Annotated in this window: 13 protein-coding genes; 1 reads left to right on the forward strand and 12 read right to left on the reverse strand. The window is 48.1% G+C overall.

Annotation, left to right across the window (positions count from 1 at the left end):
* Nucleotides 1-440: 440 nt before the first annotated feature.
* The 12 genes from ACWA5Z_RS00160 to ACWA5Z_RS00215 form a co-directional block, all read right to left on the reverse strand.
* The gene (locus ACWA5Z_RS00160) at nt 441-986 is read right to left on the reverse strand and encodes a DUF1523 family protein (protein ID WP_431053223.1); all 546 of its coding nucleotides are present in this window, start codon (nt 984-986) and stop codon (nt 441-443) included.
* A gap of 11 nt (nt 987-997) precedes the next feature.
* On the reverse strand, nt 998-1,780 hold the full coding sequence (locus tag ACWA5Z_RS00165) for a YchF/TatD family DNA exonuclease (RefSeq protein WP_431053225.1): 783 nt from the start codon (nt 1,778-1,780) through the stop codon (nt 998-1,000).
* On the reverse strand, nt 1,781-2,824 hold the full coding sequence (gene holB / locus ACWA5Z_RS00170; RefSeq protein ID WP_431053227.1) for a DNA polymerase III subunit delta': 1,044 nt from the start codon (nt 2,822-2,824) through the stop codon (nt 1,781-1,783).
* Nucleotides 2,778-3,419, reverse strand: coding sequence for a dTMP kinase (tmk, locus tag ACWA5Z_RS00175; protein ID WP_431053229.1), 642 nt, complete (start codon nt 3,417-3,419; stop codon nt 2,778-2,780). Before tmk ends, holB begins: the two co-directional genes overlap by 47 nt.
* A 1-nt stretch (nt 3,420) precedes the next feature.
* Nucleotides 3,421-4,470 (reverse strand): endolytic transglycosylase MltG, encoded by a 1,050-nt coding sequence (mltG, locus tag ACWA5Z_RS00180; RefSeq protein WP_431053231.1) that lies wholly within the window; start codon nt 4,468-4,470, stop codon nt 3,421-3,423.
* Between the two features lie 233 nt (nt 4,471-4,703).
* Entirely contained in the window at nt 4,704-5,603 is a 900-nt protein-coding gene (locus tag ACWA5Z_RS00185; RefSeq protein ID WP_431053233.1) for a DMT family transporter, read from the reverse strand.
* 81 nt (nt 5,604-5,684) lie between these two features.
* Nucleotides 5,685-6,917 (reverse strand): phosphoglycerate dehydrogenase, encoded by a 1,233-nt coding sequence (gene serA, locus ACWA5Z_RS00190; protein WP_431053235.1) that lies wholly within the window; start codon nt 6,915-6,917, stop codon nt 5,685-5,687.
* Nucleotides 6,918-6,940: 23 nt separating this feature from the next.
* A complete protein-coding gene (gene rpiA / locus ACWA5Z_RS00195) occupies nt 6,941-7,600 on the reverse strand; it encodes a ribose-5-phosphate isomerase RpiA (protein ID WP_431053237.1) in 660 nt (219 codons plus the stop codon).
* Nucleotides 7,601-7,758: 158 nt separating this feature from the next.
* Entirely contained in the window at nt 7,759-8,463 is a 705-nt protein-coding gene (locus ACWA5Z_RS00200) for a phosphoribosyltransferase (protein ID WP_431053239.1), read from the reverse strand.
* A gap of 3 nt (nt 8,464-8,466) precedes the next feature.
* Nucleotides 8,467-9,609, reverse strand: a complete 1,143-nt coding sequence (hemW, locus tag ACWA5Z_RS00205; protein ID WP_431053241.1) for a radical SAM family heme chaperone HemW — start codon at nt 9,607-9,609, stop codon at nt 8,467-8,469.
* Nucleotides 9,609-10,208, reverse strand: a complete 600-nt coding sequence (gene rdgB / locus ACWA5Z_RS00210) for an RdgB/HAM1 family non-canonical purine NTP pyrophosphatase (protein WP_431053243.1) — start codon at nt 10,206-10,208, stop codon at nt 9,609-9,611. The genes hemW and rdgB overlap by 1 nt, the downstream gene beginning before the upstream one ends.
* Before the next feature lie 24 nt (nt 10,209-10,232).
* Nucleotides 10,233-10,835, reverse strand: coding sequence for an HAD family hydrolase (locus tag ACWA5Z_RS00215; protein WP_431053245.1), 603 nt, complete (start codon nt 10,833-10,835; stop codon nt 10,233-10,235).
* A gap of 175 nt (nt 10,836-11,010) precedes the next feature.
* On the opposite strand from ACWA5Z_RS00215, the gene ACWA5Z_RS00220 reads away from it, so the two are divergent.
* Nucleotides 11,011-12,024 carry a PTS transporter subunit IIC gene (locus ACWA5Z_RS00220; RefSeq protein WP_431053247.1) on the forward strand — a complete coding sequence of 338 codons (1,014 nt, stop codon included), beginning with the start codon at nt 11,011-11,013 and terminating at the stop codon, nt 12,022-12,024.
* The last annotated feature ends 93 nt before the right edge of the window (nt 12,025-12,117 follow it).

Consider the following 12,117-nt stretch of genomic DNA (forward strand, 5'->3'; position numbering starts at 1 on the left):
GATCAAAAAACAAACCGAATAGTAAAAACAAAGTATATTAAAACACAATTACTGTAAATAATATACAACAATTGATGTTAAAGTACGAAAAACAAAAAAATAAACAATCTTTATTTCAGGCTGATAACAAAGTCTCTTTCGCTAATCATTTCCCTCCCTCCGTATACGGAGGGAGGTGTCCGAAGGACGGAGGGAGGCATAAAGAATGTTAAAAATGAATATGTTGCATTTTTATATTCCACCTCCCTCCCCATTTTTCTTGCGAAAAATGGTACTCCCTCCGCCCGCGGAGGGAGAAAAGTCAGTTTTTCCGCAATCTGAAATAAACAATGTTTATTTTTTTGATTGATTGTAAATTGATTGCTTTATTTGAAATATAAAAAAAGTGCGGTTTAATAACCGCACTTGATATAGGAATTTTATTGAATTCGGGGGAGTTATCAGTCTTGTTCGCTCGCAAACCAGCCGCGAATAAACTGCACCGATAAAAACAGCGTGATCAGCAGCAGGAAATACAGCACATAGCTGGCGATCGGCAATGCCGCCGTGGCGTTGGCATCGACTTCTTTCATTGAGATCATATTACGAAACTCGTCAAACATCACCAAACGCCAGCCGTAGTATTTCACCTGCACCGTTTTTTTATCCACCGCAAAACCTTGCGCTTTTGCCTGTAAATCGGCGGAGTTGAATTTGAAATAGAACGGAAAGCCCCAGCGGGTGTCTTCATTGCGGTACACCATCACTTTTTTATTTTCCGGATTTTCCGTATAAATATAATACACATCGCGGGTCGGACCGTCCGCCGGATTGGCTTTGGTGATCGGCCCGTCTTTGTCCACCCGTTTCACTTCCACTCCGGTGACATGGGTGACTTCATAATGCGGAAAATAAAAATTAACCGTGGCAAACAAGACACCGTGGATCAATAACGTCACCAAAATAAAAAACAAGGTGATAGCTCTGCGTAGGGTAAATTTAGCCATGATATTTTTCCTTATTGCACTTTTATCTTAAATAACCGTTCAAAATTAGCGGTAGTGATTTGCGCCAATTCTTCAGCGCTCACGCCTTTCAACACTGCCAGATAGTCGCACACTTCACGTACATACGCCGGCTGGTTCTGCTTGCCGCGATACGGCACCGGCGCCAGATACGGCGAATCGGTTTCGATCAATAAACGATCCAGCGGCACGGTTTTAATCACCGCGCGCAATTCTTCCGCATTGCGGAAGGTGATAATGCCGGATACGGAGATGTAAAAACCCAGCTCCAGCGCTTGATCCGCCGTCCATTGATTTTCAGTAAAACAGTGTAACACACCACCGCACTGCTGTGCGTTGCCTTGTTGCAAAAAACGCATGGTGTCTTCACGCGCCGCACGGGTGTGAATAATTAACGGTTTGTTCAATTGCTTGGCAATCTCAATTTGTTCGGCGAAAATCCGTTGTTGCTTGGCTTTGTTATCGGCACTGTAATAATAATCCAAACCGCATTCGCCAATCGCAATCACTTGTTTTGCACGCGCCAGTTGCAACATTTTTTGCCCGTCGAAAGTTTCGTCCTCCACATTCAGCGGGTGCATACCGCACGACAGTGAAACGTCGCGGCGATGTGCAAGTGCGGTTTGCAATTTTTCAAAACCGCTTAAGGTGGTGCTGATCGACAACACATGTTGCACCCCGCGCGGTTTGGCTTTCTCCACCACCTCGTCCATATCTCGATGCAGATTTTCGTAATCTAAACTGTCTAAATGACAGTGTGAATCAATAATAAACACTTATACCTCAATCTTCGATTCAAAAACTTGTGTAATCAATTTGGTTAAAAAATCCAGAATAATCAGCTCTTGATTGACCGCATTAATCCGGCTTAAATCTTGCCGCAGTTGCAACACCAGTTGGTTAGCGCGCAAAAGTGCGGTTTGCGAAAACAGCGCGCTGAATTGCTCAATGCCGTTGGCAATATCCTGATTGATCCAGCCTTGCCGAATCCGTAAACCGCACTTTAAGCTGTCGCTAAAAAAACTGGAAAGCCAGTTCAGCTGCCGTTGCAGCAGCTCCTCGTCTTTCAAGGCAAACTGTTGCAAAAACGGCTCAAGCGCGCGGTGTTGTTGAAACAGCCAAAAGCGGCGTAAAAACTGTTTACGCAGTGGCAGCCATTCCTTTTGCAAGCCGTTCAACGCCGTCAACGGACGGTTGTAATTAATCCGAAGTGCGGTTTCAATGTCCGTTTCATCAGCCTGAATTTGGGTTTGCAGCCACGCTTTTGCCACCTCACGAGGCGGCGCGGTCAAGGTCCACACTTGGCAACGGCTGTAAATGGTCGGCATTAATGGCGCGGTTAAATCCGCCAACAATAAAAAATACGTGCCGTCATTCGGCTCTTCCAAGGTTTTCAACAGCGCATTCGCCGCCGCTTCGCTTAACAATTCCAAGGTCGGCAAATAGACCACTTTATTGCCGTCTTGGCGTGCATATTGCTGCAAACCGACGGTCAATTCACGCACTTGATCGATACCGATATTTTTGCCTTCTTGCAATGCCAAAGGGTGAAAATCGGGATGAGTACCGGCTCGAAACAGTTGGCAGTGTTGGCAATCTCCGCAGGCTTGCAAGCCCGGTTTTTCCAAACACAGCAAGCCTTGCGCAATCGTCATCAACAGTTGTTCACTGCCTAAGCCTTGATCACTTTTGAATAACAGCGCGTGGTGCCCTTGCCCGTGGGCAAAGCTGTTATCCAACTGCTGAAAGAGCGGTTCAAACCATGGGTACACGCTAACGCTCCTGTTTCGCCAACCACGCCGTGACCGCACGTTGCACATCGGTCGCCACCTCTGCCATAGATTGCGACGCGTCAATCAACACCGCATTCGGATCAGCCGCCACCAATTCCAAATATCGCGCCCGGGTGCGCCGGAAGAAATCCAGTTGCAGTTGTTCGATCCGATCCAACTCGCCGCGGCTTCTGGCGCGGCTCAACCCCAGTTCGGGATCAATGTCGAGATACAGGGTTAAATCCGGTTTGAAATCGCCCAATACCGTATCGCGCAAGGTCGCCAGCAAAGTGCGGTCGATTTGCCGTCCGCCGCCCTGATAGGCTTGCGACGACATATCATGCCGATCGCCCAACACCCATTTACCGCACTTTAACGCCGGGCGAATCACGTTTTCCACCAGTTGAATCCGCGCCGCATACAACATCAGCAGCTCGGCTTTATCGCTAATCGGTTCGTCGCCATCGCCGAATTTAATCAGTTGGCGCAATTTTTCCGCCAACGGCGTGCCGCCCGGTTCGCGGGTAAATTCGACCTGTTCAATGCCGTGCGCCTGCAATGCTGTCAGCACCGCTTGGCGCGCCGTGGTTTTGCCTGCCCCTTCCAGCCCTTCTAAGACAATAAATTGACCGCACTTTTGCATTTTAATTTCCATTTTTTTGTGTGCGCAGCCATTTCAGATATTGCTGCACCGCTTGATTATGTTCGGCTAAGGTGTTGCTGAATTTGTGTCCGCCGCTGCCGTCCGCCACAAAATAAAGTGCGGTGGTTTCGGCAGGATGTGCCACCGCTTGCAGCGAGGCTTCGCTCGGCATCGCAATCGGCGTCGGCGGCAAGCCGTCGATTTGATAGGTATTGTACGCCGTTTTTTGATCCAAATCTTTACGCCGGATATTGCCGTTATAGTTGTCGCCCATGCCGTAAATCACGGTCGGATCGGTCTGCAAGCGCATACCGCGTTTTAAACGATTGACAAACACGCCCGCCACTTGCGCCCGTTCGCTGTCCAGTGCGGTTTCTTTTTCCACAATCGAGGCTAAAATCAACATTTCGTACGGATTTTGCAACGGCAAATCGGCGGCTCGCCCCTGCCACGCCTTGTCTAACGCCTGCGCCATGCGCGTAACCGCCCGTTGCAACAGTTCGTTATCGCTTGAATTAACGGTGTAGTGGTAAGTATCGGGATAGATCCAACCTTCCAGTTGTGTCTGCCCGTTTGAATCGGGTAACAAATTTTTCAGTCGGTTAAATATCTCCGCTTCTTGCGCCGGCAAAATCCGGCGTAAGTGCGGGGCGGCGCGCAATGTGCTTAGTTGCTGTTTAAAGGTTTCGCCTTCGCCAAAACGAATCGCAAATTGCGCCTCTTTGCCACTGTTCAACAATTGCAATAATTGCTGCACATTCTCAACCCCATTCAAAGAATAGGTGCCGGCTTTGACCGCACTCAGCTCAGGCTGCAAGCGCAATAAAAACGGGAAAAAAGTCGCGTCGTCAATCAGCCCCTGTTGCTGTAAAAATTCGCCCAGTTTTTTGCCGGTCGTACCGCGTTCAATCGTCAACAATTGATCGGTTTCGGCATGAATCGGCTGTTGCGCTAAGTTTTGGATCTGCTGATAGCCCCAATAACCGCCAGCGGCAACCGCAATAAACAGCAACAAACTCAATCCCAAAAAGCAATAAATCAGTTTTTTCATCTTTCTCAATCATTCAAATAAAAACGCGCACAAAGCCTGCGTAGTGTAGCAGGAAACCGCACTTGGCGATAGCAATCTGAACGAACGAATTTTTCGGCGGATTGCGCGCTGAGTCAGCGTCCAATTGCAAACTACTATTCCGTCTAATTGTTAATTACAATTCCGTCCAATTATAATCTAATCCCGCGGCTAATTGGTGTTTTATATTTAAAATATCCAAGTAATTCAATGCATTATTTGATTTTTTTACGGCGTTTTTTCGTCCGTAAAGAACCTAAATAGATCGCCAAAAGCGTTAAGCCTGCACCGAGCCATTGCAGGCGGTTAATCGGTTTTAACAGCCAGAAATAGTCAATCAATAGGGCGGCAACCGGTTCGCTGAGCAGCAGTAAGCCGGTGACGGAAAGCGATAACAGCGGAATCGCGTAGGCGATAAGCCCCCAAGCAAAACATTGCATTAACGCGCCGTAAAGCAAAATCAAGCCGACATCACGCCAGGTGGTCGGGTATAAATTGTGGCTGTTAAGCAGTAGCGAAGGCAGGAATAGCGCCAACATACCGCCCAAACTGATCAGCAGCATTAACGGGAAAAGTGCGGTTTGCTCGACTTGCTGGGTTTTGCGCACAAACACCATCGACAATGCCAACATGCTGCCGGATACAATGCCGCTGACAAAACCCCAACCGGCATTGCTGTTGTGCCCGAATTCCGGACTGGCGATCAGCGCGACACCGCAAATCGCCAACAGCAGACTGAACAGTTGTAATTTGGTTAGCCGTTCTGCAAACCAGATAAACCCGATCGCAGACAGAAAGAAGATTTGCAGGCTGTTGAGTAACGTGGAAATGCCCGGTCCGACCGCATAAATACTTTCGTGCCATAATGCCAAATCGAAGCCCAAAAACGCGCCGGACAACAGCGCCATACCAATGGCTTTGCGGCTTTGCGGCAGTTTTTGCTTAAACATGCGCATTAAGCCCAAAAAAATCAGGGCGGCAACCAGCAAGCGCCAAAAAGCAATCGCATAAGCGCCCACCGGCACAAATTTAACGATCAGGCTGCCCAGACCGAAGATGACACAGCCGATAATCAACAGCGGTGCTGCATAATTGGTGTTTGTGTATTGTGACATTTTCTTTTCCGAAATAAAAAGCGGTTTTCATCTGAGAAAACCGCACTTTGCAGAGATTAAACCGATTTTTTAAACGCCGGGCTAGAACAACACGCGCGCCTTAATCGTGCCTTCGATACTGCGCAATTGCTGTAGCACGTTATCTGTATTCGTCGTTTCGACATCGATCACCACATAACCGATTTGCGGGTTGGTTTGCAAATATTGCGCCGCAATATTCACGCCTTCGTCGGTGAAGATCTGGTTGATCTTGTTCAGAATGCCCGGGCGGTTGTGGTGAATGTGCATTAAGCGTTTGGTGCCCGAATGTTCCGGCAGAGACACTTCCGGGAAGTTCACCGCCGATAAGGTCGACCCGTTATCGGAATATTTCACCAGTTTGTTTGCCACTTCCGAACCGATATTTTCTTGCGCTTCCGAGGTTGAGCCGCCGATATGCGGGGTCAGGATCACGTTGTCAAAACGGCACAACGGCGATTCGAACGGATCATTGATTGAAGCCGGTTCGGTCGGGAATACGTCAATTGCCGCGCCCAACACGCGCCCACTGTCCAAAGCATTCGCCAAGGCGTCGATATCCACCACCGTACCGCGCGCCGCATTGATGAGAATCGAGTTTTCTTTAAGTTGCTCGATCCGCTCTTTGCTCATCAGATTCTTGGTCGAGTCGTTTTCCGGCACGTGCAATGAAATGACATCACAGGTCGAAAGCAATTCCTCTAAAGTGCGGATTTGCTGCGCATTGCCTAACGGCAGTTTATTTTCCAGATCGTAAAAATAAACGCGCATTCCAATCGCTTCCGCCAGCACGCTCAGTTGCGAGCCGATGTGCCCGTAGCCGATAATCCCCAGTTTTTTACCGCGCACTTCATGCGAGCCGGTCGCCGATTTGTTCCATAAGCCGCGGTGTACTTCCGCATTGGCTTGCGGAATTTTACGCATTAACAGCAAAATCTCACCCAACACCAGTTCGGCAACGGAACGCGTGTTGGAAAACGGCGCGTTGAATACCGGAATCCCGCGTTGTTTCGCCGCTTCCAAATCCACTTGGTTAGTGCCGATACAAAAACAGCCGATTGCAATCAGTTTTTGCGCATGCTGCAACACTTCGGCACTCAAATGGGTGCGCGAACGAATGCCGATAAAATGCGCATCTTTAATCGTTTCGATTAAATCCGCGTCGTCCAACGCTTTGGCATGATATTCGATATTGGTGTAACCGGCATCGTGCAGGCTGTCCACCGCACTTTGGTGCAATCCTTCCAGCAGCAAAAACTTAATTTTTGCCTTATCCAGTGAGACTTTTGCTGACATTGGTTTTCCTCTCGTTTCCTTGGTTATGTTAAAATCCGAACCCCTTGCGCGCCGCCGACGATCACAATGTCGGCGCTGCGCAAAGCAAAAATGCCGTTGGTGACGACGCCGGCGATATTATTTAAGGTCTTTTCCATTTCCACCGGCTGCATAATCTTGAAATTATGCACATCTAAAATCACATTGCCGTTATCCGTAACCACGCCTTCGCGATATTCCGGCTGTCCGCCCAAACCGACCAATTTGCGCGCCACATAAGAACGCGCCATCGGAATCACTTCAACCGGCAGCGGGAAGGTTGAGCCTAGCACATCCACTTGTTTTGTGGAATCCACAATGCAGATGAATTTTTTTGCTAACGAAGACACAATTTTTTCACGCGTCAACGCCGCACCACCGCCCTTAATCATCATTTTTTGCGGGTTAATTTCGTCCGCGCCGTCAACGTAAATATCCAATCCCGAAACGTCGTTGGCACTGAACACTTCAATTCCCAATGCCTGCAAACGTCGCTCGGACTCTTTCGAGGCGGCAACCGCCCCTTTGATTTGATCCGCCATTGCGCCCAACGCCTCGATAAAACAGTTCACCGTCGAACCGCTACCGACGCCGACAATGCTGTCCGCTTCCACATATTTCAACGCCGCTTGCGCCGCCTGTCGTTTCATTTCAAGCTGATCCATGAGTTATCCTTATGCTGATGAGAGTTGATTTATCTTACTACGTTATGCTGATTGTTCAATGGGTTTCATTCGCGATAAAAACAAAAACGCCTTGGCAATCTCTTGCCAAGACGTTTCTCAAATTTTAACGAGCCAGCTTTTCCAATTTTCGATAAGAATCAATCTTGTTTTGCCTTAACGATAAAATCTCTGACTTGCTCAATTGTTTTACCTGAATTAAGGAGGAATTTAGCTTCCCATTCTGTGAGTTTGTCAAAGGAATAGTCAAATTCTCTTGCCCACCATGTTTCAAGATCGCCATATTTTCCTCTCAATTCCGCTAATGTTGTCGTTGATAGCCTTAATTGTACTGAATATTGTTTTCCAGTTAAAGCATAAACCGCAATAACCTTGCCGCCTTGCCCCTCAATATACCCTTTTAAACTGGTTAATGTGCCGCCTTGAGTTTGGGTATCATCTAAAATAAGTGCGTTTTGATTATTAGGAAAGACACCATCAAATTTAGGTGAATTGGCTAATCTATGCCAACCGTCACTGCCAGTGCGAGAAACCTTCGTCGCTTGCACAATGGATAAATCAACCGACTTTTCTAATTTTCCAGCCAATACTTTTGCCACAGCCAAAGGAATCATATTAATTCCAATCGCTTCCTCCGCATGAACAGGCACAATAACAAAATCTCGCTGCCCAAGAATTGATGTTAATTTTTGCACCGCTTCATCCGTAACCAAATCTCGTGCCAAACGGTATGCAGCAGTTACATCACCAGATTTTGCAGCAATATATTCTTGATGTGACGTCGCATCGCCTAAACGTCGATCAATCACAGTATCGGGAAAATCAGTAGTCCATTCTGTACGCATTGTTTAATCCAAAAACCGCGCTAATAATTCATTTAAAAACAGTTTGCCGTGTTCGGTGATTTGCCAAGTGCGGTCGGTTTCCTGCAGATAATGTTGCTGTTTTGCCCAATCAATATCGGCGGCGACACGGTCTAGCCCTAAGCCGGTGAGCTGCACAAAATCCTGTTTTTCGACCGGCTCAAGCAGGCGAAAACGGTTCATAAAAAATTCAAACGGGCGTTCCGCCGCGCTGACCGCACTTTGACTGTGCAGATAGTTGCCTTGCATATACCCTTTCGGGTGTTTGGTTTTGGCATAGCGTATAATCTCGCCGTTCGCAAAGCTGATTTTGCCATGCGCACCGCAGCCAATCGCCAGATAATCACCGAAACGCCAATAATTCAGGTTATGCCGGCATTGATAGCCCGCTTTGGCATAAGCCGAGGTTTCGTATTGTTGATAACCGGCTTCGGTCAGCAGTTTATGCCCCTGTTCAAAAATATCCCACAATGCGTCATCGTCCGGCAGTTTCGGCGGACGGTAATAAAACAGCGTATTCGGTTCAATCGTGAGTTGATACCACGACAAGTGCGGTGGTTCAAGCGCAATGCCTTGGCGCAAATCATTCAACGCCTGTTCGACGCTTTGATTAGGCAAACCGTGCATTAAATCAATATTGAAGCTGTTCAAGCCACTATTTTTAGCGAATTGAATCGCTTGCACCGCCTCCTCAACATTGTGAATTCGCCCCAAGCGTTGCAGTTTTTCCTGCTCAAAACTTTGAATGCCCATCGAAATCCGGGTTATGCCGGCTTGGCGGTAGCCGATAAACCGCTCTGCTTCCGCTGTGCCGGGGTTGGCTTCCAGTGTGATTTCAATCTTGGGCGAAAATGGAATGCGCTGTTCCACCTGTTGCAACAAATAAGCAATGCCCTGCGCCGAAAACAGGCTCGGCGTGCCGCCGCCGATAAAAATCGAATGCAAAGTGCGGTTTTGCACATACGCCAAATCCTGCTCTAAATCGGCTAACAGATGTTGAATATAGTCCGCTTCCGGAATCGTGCCTTTCCGTGCGTGCGAGTTGAAATCGCAATAAGGGCATTTTTGCACGCACCACGGAATATGGATATACAGGCTGAGCGGTGGCAAGGTAATAGCTTGTAACATCAGTTCGCCTGTAATTTTTTCTGCAATATTTTCAATGCATTGGCGCGGTGCGAGACCTGTTTTTTCTCTGCTTGCGCCAATTCGGCGAAAGTGGCGTTTTTCGGCGGATAGAAAAACAGCGCGTCATAACCAAAACCGTTTTCGCCGCGTTCTGCCGGCAAAATTTCGCCGTGGCACGCCCCTTCGGCGATAATCGGCGTCGGGTCATCTGCATGTTGCAACAGCGCAATCACGCTGACAAATTTTGCGCTGCGATCGGTCTTATCTGCCATTTCCACTAATAACTTAGCACGATTGTTGCCATCGTTGCCCTCTTCGCCGGCATAACGGGCGGAATACAACCCCGGCGCGCCGCCAAGTGCGGTCACGCTCAAACCGGAATCATCGGCAATCGCCGGCAAGCCGCTGATTTTTGCCGCGTGGCGTGCTTTTAAAATCGCATTTTCCACAAATGTTAATCCCGTTTCTTCCGGGCTTTCAATGCCGAATTCACTCTGCGCCACCACCTCAAAACCAAACTGCGCCAATACATCCGCCATCTCTTTCACTTTGCCTTGATTGCCGGTGGCAAGCACGACTTTTTGTCTTTTTTGTTGCATATGCTTTCCTTTTCTGTTTCTTTATTATTTTTGGGCTAAAAATCGATACACCTGCTCAATCCCGGTTTGGTCGTTTTGATAACAAACCCCATGGATACCGCACGTTTGCGCCGCTTCGATATTGGCAGGCGAGTCGTCGATAAACAGCGTGCGGTTTGGATCGAGCTGATACTGTTTGATCGTCTGTTGAAAAATCCCCAAGTGCGGTTTCAATAATTGCACTTCTGCCGAAATCACAATGCCACGGAATAAATGCCAATAATCATAGCGTTGTTTGAGGTAGGCATAGGCATGCAGCGGCATATTGCTGATACAGATTAAATCCACATTTTGCTTGGCTAAATCATGCAATAAATCAACGGCTAACGGCAGCGGTTCGAAGGATTCGCGCACGACTTGCATAAAACGTTCCATTTCGCTCAACGGTTTGCTTAACAGTAATGAAAACAGCTTCAGCGCATTCTCGTACTGGATTAAACCGGCATCCAGCGCCAACCAGGTTTGGCTGAAAAACACCGTCCGATACTGTTCCCGCTCAAGCGGATCAGGCGTGAAACGCTGTAAAATCGTGTCCGGCTCCCATTTAATCAGCACATTCCCCAAATCAAAAATCACTGTTTTTTGCATACTTCCCTCCCCCTTTTCAGATGACTTATCTTAGCAGATCAGACCGCACTTGAATAACGCCAATTCGGCGCATTGTGTGATCTCGTTTATAAATTCCATTTCCTGCCGTTAAAATCACTTGACGATAAAAATAGAAAGTATATGCTACAAAAAAATAATTTAATAGGGAGTAATCATGACAATCCACGAGTTTTTACAACGGCAAAATATTCAATTCAGTCTGAAACGCTATGCAATCGATGCCTTGAATTTTATGGCATTAGGTTTGTTCTCTTCACTGATCATCGGCTTAATCCTGAAGAATATCGGCACTTGGATAGAGATAAGCTGGTTAGTTGATGTCGGCGGTCAGGCACAAAAAGCGATGGGCGCGGCAATCGGAGTTGGTGTAGCATATGCATTACAAGCACCGCCGTTAGTGTTACTCGGCAGTGCCATCACCGGTCTTGCCGGCGCTGCCTTAGGCGGTCCGGTCGGCTGCTTTTTCGCCGCCGCGATTGGGGCGGAATTCGGTAAGTTAGTCAGCAAAGTGACGGTGGTGGATATTATCGTCACCCCGGCGGTAACGCTGTGTGCCGGTGTCGCCGCGGCACAACTGTTGGGGGCACCGATTGCCGCCTTAATGAACCAAATCGGTGAATTTATTATCTGGTCGGTGGAGCTACAGCCGCTACTGATGGGCATGGTCGTGTCGGTGGTTATGGGCATTTTGCTCACCCTGCCGATTTCCAGCGCGGCGATTGCGATTTCTCTTTCGCTCAGCGGATTGGCGGCTGGCGCAGCAACGGTCGGTTGTTGTTGCCAAATGATCGGCTTTGCCAGCATGAGCTTTAAAGAAAACCGTTGGGGCGGCTTGCTCAGCCAAGGCTTAGGCACCAGTATGCTGCAAATGCCGAATATTATCCGCAACCCGAAAATCTGGTTGCCGCCGATTATCAGCAGCGCCATACTCGGCGCGTTCTCGACCCAAGTTTTTAAAATGACGAATATTCCTAGCGGCGCAGGTATGGGAACGAGCGGATTAGTCGGACAAATCGGCACACTGGAGGCGATGGGCAACTCAAGCCAAATCTGGCTAGCAATCGGCTTGCTGCATTTTGTATTACCCGCACTTTTAACCCTTGCTATCGCACACATTTTCCGGCGTAAAGGCTGGATTAAAACGGGAGATTTAAAACTGAGTAATTAGGGGCGGTTGATCTTTAATTTATACAAAATCACAAAAATCGTTTGGTATTCGAACTTAAAATCGGTATTATAGCCGTCCAGATGGTTACGCGTC

This window comes from Testudinibacter sp. P80/BLE/0925, assembly GCF_053570785.1.